Annotated in this window: 13 protein-coding genes; 3 read left to right on the top strand and 10 right to left on the bottom strand. The window is 61.8% G+C overall.

Going from position 1 to position 20,211, the window contains the following annotated elements; genetic code table 11:
* Positions 1-375 precede the first annotated feature (375 nt).
* Both RTCK_RS16305 and RTCK_RS16300 read left to right on the top strand, forming a co-directional pair.
* Positions 376-6,624 (top strand): HAMP domain-containing protein, encoded by a 6,249-nt coding sequence (locus RTCK_RS16305; protein WP_235988747.1) that lies wholly within the window; start codon positions 376-378, stop codon positions 6,622-6,624.
* Positions 6,625-6,631: 7 nt separating this feature from the next.
* Positions 6,632-8,320, top strand: a complete 1,689-nt coding sequence (locus tag RTCK_RS16300) for a response regulator (protein ID WP_235988726.1) — start codon at positions 6,632-6,634, stop codon at positions 8,318-8,320.
* A gap of 44 nt (positions 8,321-8,364) precedes the next feature.
* On the opposite strand, the gene RTCK_RS16295 is transcribed toward RTCK_RS16300, so the two are convergent.
* The 6 genes from RTCK_RS16295 to RTCK_RS16270 form a co-directional block, all read right to left on the bottom strand.
* Complete coding sequence (locus RTCK_RS16295; protein WP_142522435.1) at positions 8,365-8,805, bottom strand: type II 3-dehydroquinate dehydratase; 441 nt, start codon at positions 8,803-8,805, stop codon at positions 8,365-8,367.
* A gap of 5 nt (positions 8,806-8,810) precedes the next feature.
* A complete protein-coding gene (locus RTCK_RS16290) occupies positions 8,811-10,112 on the bottom strand; it encodes a TRAP transporter large permease (protein WP_142522436.1) in 1,302 nt (433 codons plus the stop codon).
* The gene (locus RTCK_RS16285; RefSeq protein WP_142593558.1) at positions 10,109-10,627 is read right to left on the bottom strand and encodes a TRAP transporter small permease; all 519 of its coding nucleotides are present in this window, start codon (positions 10,625-10,627) and stop codon (positions 10,109-10,111) included. Before RTCK_RS16285 ends, RTCK_RS16290 begins: the two co-directional genes overlap by 4 nt.
* A 79-nt stretch (positions 10,628-10,706) precedes the next feature.
* Positions 10,707-11,708, bottom strand: coding sequence for a TRAP transporter substrate-binding protein DctP (gene dctP, locus RTCK_RS16280; RefSeq protein WP_142593557.1), 1,002 nt, complete (start codon positions 11,706-11,708; stop codon positions 10,707-10,709).
* Between the two features lie 164 nt (positions 11,709-11,872).
* Entirely contained in the window at positions 11,873-13,762 is a 1,890-nt protein-coding gene (locus RTCK_RS16275; RefSeq protein ID WP_142522439.1) for a bifunctional sugar phosphate isomerase/epimerase/4-hydroxyphenylpyruvate dioxygenase family protein, read from the bottom strand.
* The gene (locus RTCK_RS16270) at positions 13,759-14,658 is read right to left on the bottom strand and encodes a shikimate dehydrogenase (RefSeq protein ID WP_142522440.1); all 900 of its coding nucleotides are present in this window, start codon (positions 14,656-14,658) and stop codon (positions 13,759-13,761) included. Before RTCK_RS16270 ends, RTCK_RS16275 begins: the two co-directional genes overlap by 4 nt.
* 170 nt (positions 14,659-14,828) lie before the next feature.
* On the opposite strand from RTCK_RS16270, the gene RTCK_RS16265 reads away from it, so the two are divergent.
* Positions 14,829-15,509, top strand: a complete 681-nt coding sequence (locus tag RTCK_RS16265; RefSeq protein ID WP_142593556.1) for a TetR family transcriptional regulator — start codon at positions 14,829-14,831, stop codon at positions 15,507-15,509.
* A gap of 23 nt (positions 15,510-15,532) precedes the next feature.
* Here the strand turns inward: RTCK_RS16265 and RTCK_RS16260 are convergent, their stop codons facing one another.
* The 4 genes from RTCK_RS16260 to RTCK_RS16245 are packed head-to-tail and all read right to left on the bottom strand — an operon-like array spanning position 15,533 to position 20,196.
* Positions 15,533-16,858, bottom strand: a complete 1,326-nt coding sequence (locus RTCK_RS16260) for a TRAP transporter large permease (RefSeq protein WP_142522442.1) — start codon at positions 16,856-16,858, stop codon at positions 15,533-15,535.
* A complete protein-coding gene (locus tag RTCK_RS16255; protein ID WP_142522443.1) occupies positions 16,858-17,388 on the bottom strand; it encodes a TRAP transporter small permease in 531 nt (176 codons plus the stop codon). Before RTCK_RS16255 ends, RTCK_RS16260 begins: the two co-directional genes overlap by 1 nt.
* 4 nt (positions 17,389-17,392) lie before the next feature.
* Positions 17,393-18,427 carry a TRAP transporter substrate-binding protein gene (locus RTCK_RS16250; RefSeq protein ID WP_142593555.1) on the bottom strand — a complete coding sequence of 345 codons (1,035 nt, stop codon included), beginning with the start codon at positions 18,425-18,427 and terminating at the stop codon, positions 17,393-17,395.
* A gap of 53 nt (positions 18,428-18,480) precedes the next feature.
* The gene (locus RTCK_RS16245) at positions 18,481-20,196 is read right to left on the bottom strand and encodes a thiamine pyrophosphate-requiring protein (protein WP_235988725.1); all 1,716 of its coding nucleotides are present in this window, start codon (positions 20,194-20,196) and stop codon (positions 18,481-18,483) included.
* Positions 20,197-20,211: the final 15 nt, after the last annotated feature.

The raw sequence follows: 20,211 nt of genomic DNA, 5'->3' as shown, positions 1-20,211 counted from the left end.
TTGCCACTCAGACGGCGCGGAGGTCCGGTGTCGACCCGGAAGTCCACTGCGGTGGATGCGCTGGCTGACCGTAGGGGCGATGGCCGCGCTCCAGCAGAAGGGCTATTCGGAGCATGTACCGGTCATGGGGGACGATCTCCCCATGCATGCGGCAGCTATGCTTCCACCCACCAGAATCATGCTCAAGCCGCTGCGAAACAGAAGTTCTCGCAGTTGTCTGGTGATCCGCCCGCCCTAGTTTTACGCGATTGCTGGTCGTTCTCTGAGGGGGGAAAGTTGGTCAAGGCGAGCGGGAATTCTTCCGGAGACAAGCGGCGGGCCGGCGCTGGCGATCATGCAGTGGACGCGCCGGCGGAAGCGAATGCGCCGCCCAATGTGACCCCGCAGGAGGAAGCGTTGCAGCTCTCCGCACTGTTTGAGGTCGTGCAGCGGGTCAAAGGCGGCGATTTTACCGCCAGGCTGCCGGCGGATCTTACTGGCCTTTCCGGCAAGGTTGCCGATGCCTTCAACGAGATCATCGCCGCCAACCAGCGGATGGCATCCCAACTCGAACATGTCGGCCAGGTCGTCGGCCGTGAAGGCCGAACGAAAAACCACGTCCGGCTGAACCTGTCGGGCGGTGCCTGGAGCGGCATGGAAAACTCCGTCAACACGCTCATCGACGACCTCGTGTGGCCGACCCATGCGGTGACCAGGACCATCTCCGCCGTTGCCAAGGGCGATCTTCTGCAGACCGTTCCCCTGGACGTGGACGGTCGCCCCCTGAAGGGCGAGTTCCTCCGCTCGGCTGAAATCGTGAACGGCATGATCCGGCAGCTCGGCGTTTTCACGTCGGAAGTCACGCGCGTCGCCCGCGAAGTGGGGACGGACGGGAAGCTGGGCGGCCAGGCTCATGTTCCGGAGGTTACCGGCGTCTGGAAGGATCTGACCGAAAGCGTCAACTCCATGGCCTCCAACCTGACGGCCCAGGTCCGGAATATCTCGGACGTGACGATCGCCGTCGCGAACGGCGACCTGTCGAAGAAGATCACGGTGGATGTGCGCGGCGAGATCCTTCAGCTGAAGGAAGCGATCAACACCATGGTCGGCCAGCTTCGGTCGTTCGCATCAGAAGTGACGCGTGTCGCACGCGAGGTGGGCACGGAAGGCAAGCTCGGCGGACAGGCCATCGTCCCCGGGGTCGCCGGGACGTGGAAAGACCTGACCGATTCCGTAAACGCCATGTGCGGTAACCTGACCGACCAGGTCCGCAACATCGCTGAGGTCACCACCGCGGTTGCGCGCGGCGATCTGTCCCGGAAGATCACAGTCAACGTCTCCGGCGAGATCCTCGAGCTCAAGGAGACCATCAACACGATGGTCGACCAGCTCAACGGCTTTGCGGGTGAGGTGACGCGTGTGGCTCGCGAGGTCGGTACCGAAGGCCGCCTCGGCGGCCAGGCGAAGGTGCCGGGGGTCGCGGGCACCTGGAAGGACCTGACCGACAACGTGAACTCGATGGCCTCCAACCTCACCGCCCAGGTCCGCAACATCGCCGAGGTCTCCACTGCCATCGCCAATGGCGACCTGTCGAAGAAGATCACAGTCACGGTCTCGGGCGAGATCCTGGAGCTGAAGGAGACCATCAACACGATGGTCGATCAGCTGAATTCCTTTGCGGGCGAAGTGACCCGGGTGGCCCGCGAAGTCGGCACGGAAGGCCGGCTGGGTGGCCAGGCAAATGTCCGCGGCGTCGCCGGTACCTGGAAGGACCTGACGGAGAACGTCAATTCCATGGCCGGCAACCTGACGGCTCAGGTTCGTAATATCGCGGAGGTCTCGACCGCGATCGCGAACGGCGACCTTTCGAAGAAGATCACCGTCGACGTGAAGGGTGAGATCCTGGAGCTGAAGGAGACCATCAACACAATGGTCGACCAGCTCAACGGATTTGCCGGCGAGGTGACGCGCGTCGCCCGCGAGGTCGGGACAGAAGGCCAGCTCGGCGGCCAGGCAAATGTCAAGGGCGTGGCCGGGACCTGGAAGGACCTGACGGATTCGGTCAACTCCATGGCCTCCAACCTCACGGCCCAGGTCCGCAACATCGCCGAGGTGGCGACGGCGGTTGCACAGGGCGACCTTTCGAAGAAGATCACCGTCACGGTTTCGGGGGAAATACTGGAGCTGAAGGAGACCATCAACACGATGGTGGACCAGCTCAACGGTTTTGCATCCGAAGTGACCCGCGTCGCACGGGAGGTCGGGACCGAAGGCCAGTTGGGCGGCCAGGCGAATGTCAGCGGGGTCGCCGGCACCTGGAAGGATCTGACGGATTCGGTCAACTCCATGGCGTCGAACCTCACGGCCCAGGTGCGCAACATTGCCGAAGTCTCCACCGCGATCGCGAACGGCGACCTTTCGAAGAAGATCACCGTCGATGTGAAGGGTGAGATCCTGCAGCTGAAGGAAACCCTCAACACGATGGTGGACCAGTTGAACCGGTTCGCTTCCGAAGTGACGCGCGTGGCGCGCGAGGTGGGAACGGAAGGAAAACTGGGCGGACAGGCCCAGGTTCCCGGCGTGGCGGGAACCTGGCAGGACTTGACCGATAACGTCAATTCCATGGCGTCCAACCTCACCGGCCAGGTGCGAAACATCGCCGAGGTGACGACCGCGGTCGCCCGAGGCGACCTGTCGCGCAAGATCACTGTCGACGTGAAGGGAGAAATCCTGGAGCTGAAGGACACGATCAACACGATGGTCGACCAGCTCAACGCCTTCGCCGGCGAAGTAACGCGCGTGGCGCGCGAAGTGGGAACGGAAGGTAATCTTGGCGGTCAGGCGCAGGTGCCGGGAGTTGCCGGCACCTGGAAGGACCTGACCGACAACGTCAACTCCATGGCGTCGAACCTCACGGCCCAGGTCCGCAACATTGCCGAGGTGGCCACCGCGATCGCCGGCGGCGACCTGTCGCGCAAGATCACCGTCGATGTCAGGGGCGAGATGCTCCTGCTCAAGGACACGCTCAATACGATGGTTGACCAGCTGCGTTCCTTCGCCGGCGAAGTAACCCGCGTCGCACGCGAGGTCGGCACCGACGGACGTCTGGGAGGGCAGGCGGTCGTTCCGGGTGTGGCCGGCACGTGGAAGGACCTGACCGACAACGTGAACCTGCTCGCGGCCAATCTCACCACTCAGGTCCGCAACATCGCCGAAGTCACTACCGCCGTTGCCAGGGGAGACCTGTCCCGCAAGATCACCGTGGAGGTGAGGGGGGAAATCCTGGAACTGAAGAACACCATCAACACCATGGTGGACCAGCTGAACGCATTCGCGGGCGAGGTTACGCGCGTGGCGCGCGAGGTCGGCACGGAAGGTAAGCTCGGCGGGCAGGCGGTCGTTCCGGGAGTCGCCGGCACCTGGAAGGACCTCACGGACACCGTCAACGTCATGGCCACCAACCTGACCGAGCAGGTGCGCGGCATCGTCAAGGTCGTCACCGCGGTTGCGAACGGAGACCTGACCCAGAACCTGACGGTGGCCTCGAAAGGCGAGGTGGCCGCGCTCGCGGACACCATCAACAACATGACGCATACGCTGGCGACCTTCGCAGACCAAGTGACGACCGTGGCGCGCGAGGTGGGCGTCGAAGGCCGCCTCGGCGGGCAGGCGCGCGTGCCGGGCACGGCCGGCATCTGGAAGGACCTGACCGGCAACGTGAACCTGCTGGCCGCCAACCTGACGACGCAGGTCCGCGCCATTGCGGAGGTTGCGACCGCCGTGACCAAGGGTGACCTGACGCGTTCCATCCAGGTGGATGCCCGCGGCGAAGTGGCCGAACTCAAGGACAATATCAACACCATGATCGGTAATCTGCGCCTTACCACGGAGCAGAATACCGATCAGGATTGGCTGAAGACCAATCTCGCGCGCTTCACCACGATGCTGCAGGGGCAGCGCGACCTTGCACTCGTGGGACAGACGCTGCTGCAGGAGCTGGCTCCGCTGGTAGGCGCCCATCAGGGTGTGGTCTATCAGCTGAAGCAGGAGCCGGACCAACCGAACCTCGTGCTTCTCGCATCCTATGCGGACGGGGCCCCTCAACCTCACCCTGTTTCGCTCCGGCTCGGGGAGGGCTTGATCGGCCAATGCGCCCGCGACGGGAGGCAGATCCTGATCAGCGACATGCCGGAAACGGTGGTGCCCATCAGTTCCGGCATCTTCTCCGCCCGCCCGCGCAGCGCGATCGTTCTGCCTATCCTTTTCGAGGGGCAGGTAAAGGCCGTGCTGGAACTGGCTTCGATCGCCAACTTCACCGAACTGCAGCTCTCCTTCCTGGAGCAGCTGACCTCCTCGATGGGGATTCTGCTCAATTCCATAGAAGCGACCATGCAGACCGAGGCGCTTCTGCAGCAGTCGCAGGAACTGGCGGCCGAACTTCAGGCGCAGCAGAGCGAACTGCAACAGACCAACGAGCAGCTCGAACAGAAGGCGCAGCAGCTGGAAGAGCGCAATGTCGAGGTGGAGGCGAAGAACCAGGAAATCGAGCAGGCCCGACGGGCGCTGGAGGAGAAGGCGACCGAACTGGCGCTGACGTCCAAGTACAAGTCGGAGTTCCTCGCGAACATGTCGCATGAACTGCGGACGCCGCTGAATTCGATCCTCATTCTCGGCCAGCAGCTGGGAGAAAATCCGGAAGGAAACCTGTCTTCGAAGCAGGTGGAGTTCGCCAGGACGATCCACGGCGCCGGAACCGATCTCCTCAACCTGATCAGCGACATTCTCGATCTTTCGAAGATAGAATCCGGCACCGTCTCGGTCGAGGCCGAAGAGATTGCGGTCAACAACCTGCTCGAGGTGATGGCGCGGCCCTTCCGCCACGAGGCCGAGACGCGCGGCCTGGGATTCGAGCTGGAGGTGGACGACGGTCTGCCGCGCACGATCATCACCGATGCCAAGCGGCTTCAGCAGATCCTGAAGAACCTGCTCTCCAATGCCTTCAAGTTTACGTCCGAAGGGGGAGTGCGCTTGCGGGTAGCCCCGGTCGAGAGCGGCTGGACCGCCGCACATCCGTCGTTGAAGAATGCCCCGGCCGTGATTGCCTTCCAGGTATCCGATACCGGCACAGGAATTCCACCGGAGAAGCAGAGGATCATCTTCGAAGCTTTTCAGCAGGCGGATGCGTCGACCAGCCGGAACTATGGCGGAACGGGGCTGGGTCTCGCAATCAGCCGCGAACTCGCCAATCTGCTCGGCGGCGAGATCCAGCTCGACAGCAGACCCGGAGAAGGCAGCACCTTCACCCTTTACCTGCCGATGACATTCGTGGGAGCAGCATCGCAACCGGTCGGTATCGCTTCGACGGAGCCAGCCCCTCCGGCCTCCAATGTGGCTCCTGCCCTCAGTCATTCACGCAGGACGACCGGAGCGCTCGAGCTTCCGGAAGACGATCGTCATAAGATCAGCGGACGCGACGCGATACTTCTCGTCGTCGAGGACGATCCGGGCTATGCGTCTCTTTTGAGAGACGCTGCGCGGGCGAAGGGCTTCAAGGTATTGATTGCCGCCCGGGGAACCGATGCGCTGGCGCTGGCGCGCGATTATCGCCCCACAGCCATCTCGCTCGACATATGCCTACCCGACATGCTCGGCTGGACGGTGCTCAATCAGCTCAAGCAAAGCGCCGAGACGCGGCATATCCCGGTCCAGATCATCAGCATCGATGAAGATCGGCAGCATGGCCTGACGCGCGGGGCCTATGCCTTCACCCACAAGCCGGCGACGAACGACGGACTGGGGGATCTCTTCACAAAACTCAAGAGTTTCGCGGAACCCCGCCGCAAACGCCTGCTTCTGGTGGAGGACGACGAGCACGAACGGGTGAGCATCACCGCGCTGCTCGGGCATGACGATATCGACATCACGAGCGTTCCCACCGGGGGCGAAGCGCTAGAGATACTCGAGAACGAGGTCGTGGACTGTGTCGTGCTGGATCTTTCCCTGCCGGACATGTCCGGATTCGACGTCCTGACGCGGATCGGCAACGACGTGCGGATCGCAGATATCCCGGTCGTCGTCTTCACCGGCCGCGATCTTTCGGCGGAGGAGAGCGCCCGCCTGCAAACCATGGCCCGCAGCGTCATCGTGAAGGGTGTCGAGTCTCCCGAGAGATTGCTCGACGAGACCACACTCTTCCTTCACCGTGTCATCGCGGACATGCCTGCCGCCAAGCAGGATATGCTGGAGAAGCTCCATAGCTCCAACGAGGATCTCGTCGGCAAGACCGTTCTGCTCGTCGACGACGACGCCCGAAACATCTTTGCCCTGAGCAGCGTCCTGGAGCGCCGGAACATGAAGGTTCTGACCGCGACCACCGGCAGCGACGCAATCGACATCATCAACAGCCATCCCGAAATTGCCGTCGTTCTGATGGATATCATGATGCCGGGAATGGACGGATACGAGACCATGCAGATGATCCGTCGTGAGGACCGCCACGCCCGGCTTCCTATCATCGCACTGACGGCGAAGGCGATGAAAGGCGACAGGGAGAAATGCCTGGATGCAGGAGCGTCTGATTACCTGGCAAAGCCCGTCAACACGCAAGAGCTTCTCTCCGCGCTTCGCATGTGGCTTCACGAGTGAGATGAAGATGACAGACCCCGTCAATATCCTCCTGGTGGACGATCAGCCGGCAAAGCTGCTGAGCTACGAGGTGATCCTCCAGGATCTGGGTGAAAATCTCCTCGTCGCCCAATCGGCCCGCGAGGCGCTGGAGCAGCTCCTGCGAAGCGATGTGGCCGTCATCCTCGTGGATGTCTGCATGCCGGAAGAGGACGGTTTCGAGCTTGTCGAGCTGATCCGCAGCCATCCCCGCTTCGAGAAGACGCCCGTCATCTTCGTGTCGGCCGTCATGATGACGGAACTCGACAGGTTGCGTGGCTACGCTGCCGGTGCGGTGGACTATGTATCCGTCCCGATCGTGCCGGAAGTGCTGCGGGCCAAGGTGCGGGTTTTCGTGGAGCTCCACAGGAAGACCAGGGAACTCGAACGGCTGAACGCGGACCTCGAGCAAAGAGTGCAGGAGCGCACAGCCGAACTTGAGGAATCCTACCAGCAGCTCCGCAGCCTGAACGAAGATCTCGAGAGCCGCATCGAGCTTCGGACCCGCGAGCGCGAGGAGGCGATGGCGCAGCTGTTCGAGGCCCAGAAGCTCGACACGATTGGCCAGCTGACCGGCGGCGTGGCTCATGATTTCAACAATCTTCTGATGGCTGCACTGGGAAGCCTCAATCTCCTGCGGAAACGGATGCCGAATGACGAGAAAAGCCTCCGGCTTCTGGACAATGCCGTACAGGCTGCCGAACGTGGCGCGGCTTTGACCCAGCGTCTGCTGGCCTTTGCCCGCCGCCAGGAACTCAAGCCCCAGGCAGTCGATCTGGTTCGCCTCCTTGCCAGTATAGAGGGACTGCTGCAGCGGGCGGTCGGTCCGGCCATCCGCCTGGAGAACCGTCTGCCGGAACAGCTCGCATTCGCTCTGGTGGACGACAACCAGCTCGAACTTGCGATCCTCAATCTTGCGGTCAATGCGCGTGATGCCATCCAGCAGGAAGGTTCCATCTCCTTCGAGGCAGAGGAAATCGCACCCATGGCGGCCGACAGGCCTCCCGAGTTGAAGCCGGCCCGCTATGTCCGTTTCCGGGTGACGGACACGGGTGCGGGTATGGACGAGGAAACCCTGGCGCGTGCGGCGGAACCCTTCTTTACGACCAAGGGCCTCGGCAAGGGCACCGGGCTTGGTTTGTCCATGGTGCACGGCCTCGCCGCACAATCGGGCGGGCTCCTCAGGCTCTACAGCAATCCCGGACAGGGCACGACCGCCGAGCTCTGGCTGCCCGTCGCGGAGGAGACGATCGAGGAAATGCCGATGATCGCGGACACGATGGGCGCCGGGGCGGCAACATCGCCGGATTCGCTGAAGATCCTGGTGGTGGATGACGATGTGCTCGTCTGCATGGGCACGGTCGACATGCTCGAAGACCTTGGCCATCGGGTGACGGAAGCGAGCTCCGGCGCCGCTGCCCTGCAGATCATCGAGTCTGGGCACGCCTTCGATCTGGTGATCACCGATCACGCCATGCCGGGAATGTCCGGAGCGGAGCTTGCGCGGTCCCTGCTTGCGGGCAACCCGTCCCAGCCGATCATTCTGGCGTCCGGATATGCGGAGCTGCCGGACGACATGGCGATCGAAAAACTGTCCCGCCTCGTGAAGCCCTTCACCCAGGAACAGCTCGAACGAGCGATTTCTCGGGCGGTCGCCAAGCAGCCGACGGCCGCCTAGCACGTCAGTGACAAGGGGCGCGGATCAGAGCCTTTCCGTGTGGGTCACCGGGCGTTCTTCACGATCAGCATCTCCAGGGCGCGCACTGCGATCGGGTAGCCATCCGCACCGAGGCCCGCCATCACCGTGGTGGCGGTCATCGATACATAGGAACGATGGTAGATCGGCTCGCGCCGGTGGACGTTGCTGATATGGAACTCGATGATGGGTCCCTTGAACATCTTCAGCGCGTCGAGGAGGGCGAGCGATGTGAAGGTGAAGGCTGCCGGGTTGATGAGGATGCCTGCTCCCTCGTCGATTGCCTCGTGCACCCAGTCGATCAGCTTCTCCTCACTGTTCGTCTGGCGGAATTCGACCGGCCGCTCGCCAGCGGCCTCCCGGCACAAGGCCTCCACTTCGGCAAGCGTCGTCGTGCCGTAGATCTCCGGCTCCCGCTTGCCGAGGCGGTTCAGGTTTGGGCCGTTGAGAATGTAGATAGGCTTCATGATTCTTATCCCTGGTAGCCGAGAAGGCGCGGCAGCCACAGCACGCTGTCGGGCACGAAGGTAATGAAGATCAGGCAGACCACCATCCAGAACAGGAAGGGCAGCGCGTCACGGATAATGTCGCGCACCGGGCTTCCGGAGATATTGGTCATGATGAACAGCAGGAGGCCATAGGGCGGCGTGACCAGGCCAAGCATGATGTTGACCACGACAACAACGCCGAAGTGTACGAGGTCGATGCCCAGGGCCTGTGCGGTAGGGATAAAGACCGGCACGATGATGAGCAGGATGGCGGTCCCTTCCAGCACACAGCCGAGCAGCAGCAGGATGATGTTGACCAGGATGAGGAAGCCGATGGGCGTGAGGTCCATGCCTGTGAGCATGACCCTCAGGCTGTCGGGGATGTTCTCGATCGTAACGACATAGTTGAAGACGAGCGCGCCGGCGATCAGCATGCCGATCGATGCGGACGACTTGGCGCTGGTGTAGAGCGAGCCGTAGAAGTCCTTCAGGGTGATGCTGCGATACAGCAAAACCGAGATGACGAGGGCATAGGCCGCAGCGATGGCGGCTGCTTCGGTCGGTGTGGTGATACCGCTGTAGATGCAGCCGAGCAGGACCACCGGCATCATGAGCGCCGGAAAGGCCCGAATCGTGATGCGCGGGATCTCGCGCATATGCACCGGTTCCTCGATGGGGAAGTTCTTTCGGCGTGCGGTGATCGCCACCTGCATCATCTGCAGTCCGGCCATCAGCAAGCCGGGAACCATGCCAGCAAGGAAGAGGTAGCCGATCGAAGCATCCGAGACGAGCGCATAGATGATCATCGGGATCGAGGGTGGAATGATGGGTCCGATGACCGAGGTCACCGCTGTCAGCGCGGCGGCGTAGCTAGGTGTGTAGCGGCCGCCGCGGGTCATCATGTTCTGCATCATCCGGCCGCTCCCGGCCGCGTCGGCGATTGCAGAGCCCGACATGCCGGCAAAGATGATACTCTGAACGATATTGACCTGTGCAAGGCCTCCGCGGAAGCGCCCCACCAAGACGTTGCAGAAGGTCAGCAAGCGCTCCGTCATGGAGCCGACATTCATGAACTCGGCGGCAAGGATGAAGAGGGGAACCGCAAGGATGACGTAGTTGGAATACATCCCGTTGAGGAACTGTTCGGCAACGATCCCCATATCGGCGCCCACCAGGAACAGGTAGAGCGTCGAACCCGCCAGCATAGCGAGCCCAATGGGCAGGCCGAGAAACGCGAGAATGGTGATGATGACGATCGAGATCGAGAAAGGACTTGCGAAATTCATACGCCTGAACCCGCCTTGGTTGGGTCGAAGGCCTCAGGCGCCTGGCCGCGGATGGCTTGGATGCCGAGCCAGATGTAGCGGATGATCATGGCGACGACGAAGACGACGTAGATCGAATAGAGATAGTCGAACCGGATCTTCAGATAGGCTGTGCTCTCGACCTTCATGAAGGTGACGTAGTCGAAGATCGACGGCAGCGAGACACCAAAGAGGAAGACGAGCACAACGGAGCATATGATCTGCATCACGCGGCGGCTCTTGTCGCCTGCTCCGCCCCAGATGAGGTCGAAGCGGATTTCATCGACTTCCCTGATCACGAAAGCGGAGCCGAACAGGACGATCCAGATCCATAGCGCAACGCTGACCTCATGCGTCCAGCCAATCGAAAGGTTGAGGACATAGCGAAAGATGATCTGCAGAATGAAGACGACAAACATCGCCAGCAGCATCAGGCAGAGAATGTTCTCCGCTCGCCGCCTCAGCCAATCGCCGGCGGCTGCAAGCTTTTGCGTCATCACGTCTCTCCTCCCCCAAGGGAGGCGCGCTAGCTGACCAGCGCGCCTCAACAGTCATGGCCTTTCGGCCAGGCTGATCTTACATTCCAGCGACTTTTTCGAGAACGCCTTCCGGCCAGGACTTCGCCAGTTCGGAGTTCAGGTACTTCTCCTGGGCGAACTTGCGGAACGCATCCTGGTCCGGCTCGTAGATATCGAGACCGGCAGCCTTGAACTCCTCGACGAGGGTCTTCTCCTGCGCGACGTGCTGATCCTCGCTCCATTTCATGGCCTCATCGGCGGCTGCCTGGAAGGCCTGCTGCTGTTCCGGCGACATCTCGTCCCACACGCTCTTTGAAATGACGAGGAGGTCATATCCGATGAGGTGCGAAGTAAGCACGATCTGCGACATCACCTCGTAGAACTTCATGTTCTTGACGTTCGGCAGAGGATTGTCCTGGCCGTCGATCGCCCCGGTCTGAAGGGCGGTGTAGACTTCCGCATAGGCGACAGGCACCGGGTTGGCACCGATGGCCTCTCCCAGGAACTGCCAGGCATCGCCGCCCGGCATGCGCAGCTTGATGCCGGCCATGTCCTCGGGCGTGTTGATCTTCTTCTCGGGCTTCAGGCCCACATGACGGGCGCCGAAATAGGTCGGACCAAGGATATGGATCCCCAGTTGATCCTCGGCCATCTTCTTGAATTCGGCACCTGTCTCGCTCTTGAAGAAGGCCGAGACATGGGCGGCGTCACGGAACAGATAGGCCGAGGTCAATACCGACCATTCGGGGATCTGCTTGGAGATGTCCTGCGGTGCGATGTTGCCCATCTGCAGGTTGCCGCGCTGAATGGCGACGAGCTCCGTCCCCTGCTTGAAGAGGTTGCCGCCGTAGTAGGGCTCGAGCTTGAAGTTCTGGCTGATCCCCTCTGCCAGCTTCTTCGTCATCTCGGCGCGGATGTCCTGCTCCGAGAAGACGGCGGAGAACTTCAGGACCGGCTTGTCCTGCGCTGCTGCAGGCATCGAGAGCATCGGAAGGGCGAGAGCCGCCGCTGCCAAGGTGGTGGTGCCGAGGAACCGGCGCCGGGTCAGATCGAATGTCATGGATTTCCTCCTCCTGGTTTTCCATTTCAAGAACCGCATGATCTCCTCCAGATCCTGATCAAAACCACTGCGGCCCTAATACTTTCAGAATGTACGAAACGGTTCGTTTGGTCAAATGGAAGACTGTACCATTCACAATGGCTGCCCGGCGCTAATCCTCCTCGTCATCGGGCCGGCATTCCTTCCGGGCGAATCTGCTTCTTCAGCGCTGCGATACGGAAGATCGCGTTGGCCGCGCCGTAGCCGCGGTAGTCGCGCCGCTCGACGATTTCGAAGAAAAACCCTTCGGCGAACGTCCCGCTGTACAGCTGGAAGTATTCGCCGAACTCGTCGCGATCATAAAGGATGTTCTCCGCCTTCAGCCGTTCCGTGAGTTCCGGATCAAGGCCGAAGCGGGCTTCGACGTCACCATAATAATTCGGCGAGATCGGCAGCGCATTGAATCCGTTGGCGCGAAGCGCCTCGGCGGTGGCGAATATGTCCGCGGTCCGCAAAGCGATGTGTTGAATTCCGGAACCGAATTTCTCGGCGAGGAAATGCCCCGCAAGCGTGCGCCGGTTCTCCGCTCCATTCAGCGTGATGCGGAGCGTCCCCTGGTCGTTGTCGATCACCTGGCTGCGGACTACCCCGGCCGGATCGATGATATCCACCATGGGGGATTTGCGCGCCTCGAAGATGGACGTGTAGAACAGAAGCCAGGTCAGCATCTCCTCGTAGGCTACCGTCTGCGCGACATGATCCACCGTCTGCAGATGCGCGGACCGAGGCACATGGTCGTCCTCGGCGGGCTGAAAATCGATCTCCCAAAGGCGCCCGAGTTCACCTTTCCGGTCGATCAGGTAGATCAGTCCGCCACCCACGCCGCGAATGGCGGGTATCTCGAGTTCACCAGGGCGGACCGGCTGGGCAAAGTGTTCGGCACCCAGCGATACGGCCCGCGTCAGCGCGGCCGCCGCGTCATCGACGTGAAGCGCCATGGCGTAGGCCGAAGCACCGTGAACGGCATAGGCCGCGCCTGCGAATCCGACCGTTTCCAAGTTGATGAGGATCCGTATCTCACCCTGCTGGTAGACGCTGACCTTCTTGGTCCTGTGAATGGCAGTCCGGCGGAAGCCCAGCGAATGCAGCATCGCGACCAGTTCCCGTGCATCCGTCTCACTCACCGAGAACTCGATGAAGGCTATGCCCTCGACCCCCGCCCGATCGGGCATGGTTGTGACGGATAGGGCTGCCGCATTCGGCTTGCGGCGAACCTGGTCGCCAAGGTAGATCAGCGACCGGTGCCCATCGGCGGCGATGGCCTTGGCCGATCCGCCGCGAAACTGGTCGTTGAAGATCTCCAGGGAAAAATAGCCATCATATCCGGTTTCGGCGATTGCCGCGACGAAGTCAGCGACGGGAAGGTCGCCCTCTCCCGGCATGTTGCGGAAGTGCCTGCTCCAATAGAGCAGATCCATGTCGATAAGCGGGGCGTCGGCCAGCTGAACGATGAAGATCTTGTCCTTCGGTATGGAGCGGATGGAGCCGATGTCGATCTTTCGCGCAAGCGAATGGAAGCTGTCGAGGATGAGCCCGATGCTTGAATGATCGGCACGGCGCACGATCTCCCACGCGTCGCGGTGGTCATTGATATGCCTACCCCAGGCGAGCGCCTCGTAGCCGACTCTCAGGCCTCTCTTAGCCGCCCGCTCACCGAGTTCGCGGAAATCCTCCGCTGCGCGATCGATACCGCCGAGCGCGACGGGCGAGACGTTGGAGCATACCAGGACCAGATCGGTTCCCAACTCCTGCATGATGTCGAACTTGCGCTCGGCCCGATCGAAGGTTCTTTTACGATACGGCTCCGGCATTCCCTCGAAATCGCGAAACGGCTGGAAAAGCGTGATCTCCAGCCCGAAGTCCCGGACCATGCGTCCGACATCACGCGGGCTGCCGTCGAAAGCCAGGAAGTCGTTCTCAAAGATCTCCACCCCGTCGAAGCCGGCCCTGGCGATCGCTTCCAGTTTCTCCGGAAGCTCGCCGCTGATCGATACGGTGGCAATCGAGGTTTTCATCGCACACTCCCGGCAGCAAGGGCGGATGAGCGCGCCGGTTGCGTCAGCTCGATAAAATGCCGGCGCATCCGCTCCGCATCCGGCTCAAGGCCGGTGAAGAGCTCAAATGCCTTGACCGCCTGGAACACGGCCATACCGCCTCCGTCGAGAACGCGGCATCCGCGGCGCCGCGCTTCCATCAGAAGCTCTGTGTTCAGCGGGAAGTAGACGATCTCGGCCACCCACAGGGACGGGCGCAGGAGGTCTGCCGGTAGCGGCAACCCGGGATACTTCTCCATTCCGGTCGGGGTCGCATGGACCAGGCCCGAGGCGGCGGCCATCGCCATTTCCAGATCGCGCACCACTTCGACCTCCGCGGAAGGGAAATAGCGACGCATGGTGTCAGTCAGATTGGCGGCACGGGTCTCGTCGGAATCGAAGAGGGCCAGTCTTTCGGCTCCGGAGTGAAGAATCGCAAATGCGGTGGCCGCACCTGCTCCTCCCGCACCGAGCTGGACGACGGAACGGAGATCGGCTTGGGGCAACCCGCGCCGGAAGCTCTCGGCAAAACCCCACCAGTCGGTGTTGTGGCCATGCCGTCTGCCGTTGCGAAGGACTATGGTATTGATGGCGCCGAGAGCGGCCGCTTCGGCCGACAGCGTGTCGACGAGTTCCACGGCGGCCTGCTTGCAGGGATGGGTGACGTTGAGGCCGCCGAACCCTTCGGCTTCCACCTGGGCAATGAGATCGGCAAGACACGCCGAACCCGCATCCATTCGGTCGAGGTCGAGTAGTTCGTACCGGTAGTCCAATCCCTGCGCCCGACCCTCCATCATATGCATTGCCGGCGTGAGGGACGCCTGAATGCCTTTGCCGATGAGTCCCGCCCTGAAGGCCGGTGGTGGACTTGCAGTCATTCTCTTCCCTGGCCGGGAAGCGGAGACCAGATGCCCGCCCCGACACTCCTCCAAATGTCTGACGCTCTGCGTAATGTACTAACTAGTTCGTGTCAATCGTTGATCCATTGAAACGCTGTCGGAAGGTCAATATGACTAGAGAACCAGAGTGATCGGAAGGCGGCCGAGGGATGGCGGATGTGGACGTAGCGCGATCGGGGGAGCGGGAAGGGCGCAAGAACGACCCGGAGAAGACCAGAGAAGATATTCTGCGGGTCGCGACGGAAGAGTTTTCTGCCTATGGCCTTTCAGGCGGCAGGGTCGATGCCATCGCCGAAAAGACCCGTACGTCCAAGCGGATGATCTACTACTATTTCGGCAGCAAGGAAGGGCTGTACCTGGCGGTCCTCGAAAAAGCATATCGGAAGATACGTTCGCTGGAAGCCGATCTGGCACTGGCCGGAATGCCCCCTGTCGAGGCATTGCGGACGCTGATCGCCAGCACCTTCGATCACGACGAGAACAATCCCGAGTTCGTCCGGCTGGTCAGCATCGAGAACATTCATCACGCCAATCACATGAAGCGTTCCTCCGAGATCGGAGAATTGAACATTTCCATTGTCAGGACGATCGGGGAGATCCTCGAGAGAGGGCGCAGCGAAGGTGTGTTCAGGCGGGAGATCGACGCGGTCGACCTCCACATGCTCATCAGCGCGTTCTGCTTCTTTCGCGTCTCGAACCGATATACCTTCGGAACGATCTTCCACCGCGACCTGTCATCTCCAGACCTCTACAATCGGCACAAGCGGATGATCTCCGACGCCGTCATCGCCTACATGACGCAAGCGCCGGAGAAGCCGCTGTCCGACTGACTACCACATGCCCGGATCGGTGCTCAGCCCGCAACAATGTGCGGCAGCCACAGCGAGATTGCCGGAAACGCTACCAGCAGCGCCAGCCGGACCAGTTCGCCGAGGAAGAACGGGAAGACGCCCTTGAAGGTCTGCCACATGGGCACGTCCTTCGCCAGGGAATTGATGACGAAGACGTTCATGCCGACGGGCGGTGTGATCAGCCCGAGCTCGACGACGATCAGGGAGAGGATGCCGAACCAGATCTTGACGTCTTCCGGATCCATGCCGAAGTCCAACTCGCTCACCACCGGCCAGAAGAAGGGCATGACCAGGAGGATCATGGACATCGAGTCCATCAGGCAGCCGAGCAGGATCAGTGCCAGGAGCAGGAGGACCAGAATCACCATCGGCGAAAGACCGGAATTGACCATCATCTCCGCCGCCGCCTGCGGTACGCCGCCCCTGGACATGAAAATCTTCAGGAGCTCGGCGCCGAACAGGATCAGGTAGATCATACCCGATGTCTTGGCGGTTTCGAGAAGTGCCCAGCGGTAGTCGCTGAGACGGACCCCCCGCCTCAGTGAGCCGTAGAGGGCCACCAGCGCGACACCGACGGCCGCGGCCGGCGTCGGATTGTAGAGCCCGACGTAGATACCGCCGATGACGATGATGAAGATGCCGAGCACCGGAACGACACCGAAGGTTGCCGAGAGCCACTCGGCACGTGAGATACTGTCACCCGCAGGACCTGCATCCGGAACGAGCCGGACATAAATGGCGATCACCAGGATGAATATCGCAACCGCAATAAGACCCGGGATAAGGGCGGCCGCGAACATCGAGACGACGTTCGCCTCCACGATGATCGCGTAGACGACCAGGACCACCGACGGCGGGATGAGGATGCCGAGAAGTCCGCCGGCTGCCAGCGTTCCGGTGGCCAGGGCTCCCGAATACCTGTAGCGGCGCAGTTCGGGGAGCGCGACCTGCCCCATGGTGGTCGCGGTTGCAAGCGAGGAGCCACAGACAGCGCCGAAACCGGCGCAGGCGGCGATCGCCGACATGGCCACACCGCCGCGCATGCGACCGAACCAGGCATTCGCCGCCCTGAAGAGATCCTGCGAAAGTCCGGCGCGAGTGGCGATGTATCCCATCAGCACGAACATCGGGATGACCGACATGTCGTACTTGGAAAACTGGCTGAAGCCTAACGTCTTCAACTGGTTGAGGAAGACGGCATGGCCGTTGAGAGCGATGGTGCCAACCGCACCCACTACGATCATGGCGTAGGCGATCGGAACCCGGATGCCGATGAGCAAGACGAGGGCCAGGAGTCCGACAAGCCCTAGAAAGAGACTCTGGTCCATCAGTGAGACACATTCCTGCTGGGGTGGGCGATCTCGTCAAAGCTCTCGAGCAGAGTCATCACGGCTGCAACAGCGACAAGGACAAGCGATATGACGATGGGGATGAAGGCGTAGCCGATCGGGATCTGCAGGATGGCCGTCTGGTAGTCGTAGGCGAACTGATCCTGAGTACCGATCCAGGTGCGCCATGCCATGACGACCGCGAAGATGAGGGCTATCACCGCGGCGAAGAACACCAGGATTGCGCGATTGCGGCGGTTGAGGCCCGATGTGAAGATATCGGCGGTAACGTTGGCGTCGGTCAGTTGGCAATAGGGCAGGAAAGCGAAGACCCCGACGGCGACGCCGAGTTCGGTCAGTTCGAAGTCGCCCGGCAGGGGACGACCGAAGGCGCCGGTGACGACGCTGATCGTCTGGACCGCCACCACCAGCAGGATCACGATCCCCCCGAGAAGTGCCCATGTCTCGATAAGGCGGTAGGTGAGGCCTCTCAGCCCCACCCCCGTTCCTGTTCCGCTCGTTGAACCCATGATCCTACTTCGCCTGATTGGCCGCGACGAGTTCGCGGGCCTTGGCTACGAGAGTCGCACCATCGATCCCTTTACCTTCTACCTCCGTGACCCACCGGTCGACGACAGGCTCGAGGATCGTCTTGAAGACTTCGGTTTCCTCCGGCGTCAGCTGGATATGGGTGTTGCCGGCATCGGTGGCGACCTTGATGCCCCCGTCGTCGATCTTCCGCCAGATGTCCGCAGCCTTTGCCAACCACTCCTCATTGGAGTTGTCGAGGAAGGCCTTCTGGACGTCCTCGGGAAGCGAGTTCCACTTGTCGAGGTTCATCGCGACCTGGAAGATGGTGGTGCCGAAGCGGGTCATCTCGTGACCTTCGATCTGGTACTCGGTCTGATCCTGCAGCTTCAGCGCGGGAATGATCTCCCACGGGATCAGGGCACCGTCGACCACACCCTTGGAGAAGGCCTGCGGGATATCCGGGACCGGCATGGCGGCCGGTGCCGCGCCGAGCGCTTCGATGACCCATGCGCCAGTGCGCGTGGGGATGCGCATCTTCTTGCCCGCCAGATCGGCCGGCTTGCGCACCTCGTCCTTCACCATCTGGATGGCCTGGCCGGCATGGCTGTGAAGGAACATGACCTTCACGCCCTTGTATTCTTCGGCGAGATGCTCATCGAACATGGCGCGAATGGCCAGATTCGTCGCCTTGATGTCGTTGGTGTGGATGAAGGGAAGTTCGAAAGCTTCCGTGCGCGGGAAGAGGCCGGGCGTATAACCGTTCACCGTCCAGATGAGATCAACGACGCCGTCGCGGACCTGGCTGATCAGTTCCGGCGGCGCGCCGCCCAGGGACATGGAAGGATAGATCTCGATCTTAACCTTGCCGCCGCTTGCTTCCTCAATACTCTTCGCCCAGGGCTCGAGCATCTGGGTCTGCGCGGGGGACTTGGGGCCGAGGAAGTGGTGGAGCTTGAGCGTGAATTCCTGGGCCAGCGCCGAAGCGCTGAGTGCCGTGGTCGCCAGGCCGGCGAGTAGCAGTGTCTTGAACGTCTTCATTGGCATTTCCTCCCTTTTGTAGCCTTTGAATGTCCGCGGGGCCGATCTGGGTTCTAGGCCACCCGTATGTCGAGCAACGCGGTCCGTTTTCTCTCCGTCACCTCCACGATGGCGGCCTTCAAGGCGGCGGGCAAGTCGGCGCGATCCACGATCTTGCGTCCCCATGCATTGCTTGCTTCGGCAATCTTGCTGAAATCGGGGCTCGGCGATAGCCCGGTCAGCGGCATTCGGTTCGCCTTGGCGGCGAAGCCGTCGGGATACAGCATCGTCACCGACTGGCGCACCGCACCCCATTCCGCGTTGTTGAGGATTAAGATCAGCACCGGGATGTCGTAGGCTTCCATGATCTGATGGCAGGCCACCGGATTGGCGAACATGTAGGAACCATCCCCGAGGGTCGCGACGACGAGCCGGTCGGGTCGCGCGAGCTTCATTCCCATCGCACAGGGAAGCGACCAGCCAAGGCCGCCGGAATGGGGCTCCTGATACCAGGCCTGCGCGTGACCGAGGGTCATCGGCGCGAGCGGGCAACCAAGTTCCGACAGGACCGTTGTCTCGTGTTCCTTCAGCGCTTCGGAGAGGCACCAGGCGACGTGAGCCTTGCTCATCAGCGGACCCTGTTCGTCGCGAGCCGCCGCCACTTCCTTGTCCCGCTGGGCCGAAAGGGCCGGCAGGAGCTTCGCCCGCCGTGCCGCGCGAGCCGAAGGGTCCGGATCTTCAAGGGTTTCCATCGCTTCGGCGAGCGCGGCAATCCCGGCTGCGGTCTCTGTCGCGATCGACAGGTTCGATCGGAAGTTCCTCACCGGAAACCGGCTGAAAAGCGGATTGGGGCCAAGCTGAATGATCCTGGCATCTGCTCGCGGCGTATGAATTTCCGGCATCCACGGCGCCAGTGCATCGATCACCAGGATGACATCAGCATCCGAAAGCCATGGCGCTGGGTTGCCTCCCGCCCACATGGCATGGTTCGTGGGGATGCCGATCTGTGTCGCCCAGTAGTGGACCACGGGGATGGAGTATCGATCGGCGATATCGGACAGGGCGCGAAAGCCTTCGGCATCGCCCGCGCCACGCTGCACGAAGATGACGGGGTTCCTTGCCGCCAGCAGCCAGGCCGCCGCCGTCTCGACATCGCCGGCGGGAGCTTCTGCCCGGGCCGGAGCCATGAGCGGCTGATCGGTGATGCCGCCGGCGTCGATCGTCTCGCTCAGGACCTCGCGTGGCAGGCTGATATAGACGGGGCCTTTGGGAGTGGAGTTGGCGATGGCGTGGCCGCGGTCGATCACATCCGAAATCTGCTCGGGGAATCGCAGTTCGTAATCCCATTTGACGGCCTCGCGAACCAGTGCCGCCTGATCGCGCATCTCCTGTCCCCATCCAATGGGAACGGTGCGCGCGCCGAAGCGGCCCTTTTCCAGCGTCGGCGTACGGCCGGACATCAGAAGCATCGGCACGTGATCGGTGGCGGCGTTGATCGCCCCGATCGCCCCGTTCGCGAGGCCGACATTGGTGTGAAGGATGACGGCCTGCGCCTTCCCCGTCATGAAGTAGTAGCCGTGAGCCATGCCCAAAGCCGCATGCTCGTGGGGAATGGTCATGGCGTGGGGAAGATCGACGCCCGATGCGGCAGCCTCAGCCAGGCCCTCGATGATGGGCGGAAAGTCCGTGCCGGAATTCGCAAAAACATAGTCCACGCCAAGCGTCTTCAGGCGGCTGAAGATGATGCTTCCCGCGGTCACTGCATTGCGGCTGCCATTTCCGATATCCAACAGGATCTCCCCGCG

It is taken from the genome of Pseudorhizobium endolithicum, from assembly GCF_902153245.2.
GTDB lineage: Bacteria > Pseudomonadota > Alphaproteobacteria > Rhizobiales > Rhizobiaceae > Neorhizobium > Neorhizobium endolithicum.
Note: the sequence above shows the minus strand (reverse complement) of the source record. Positions and strands in the feature narration are given on the sequence as shown.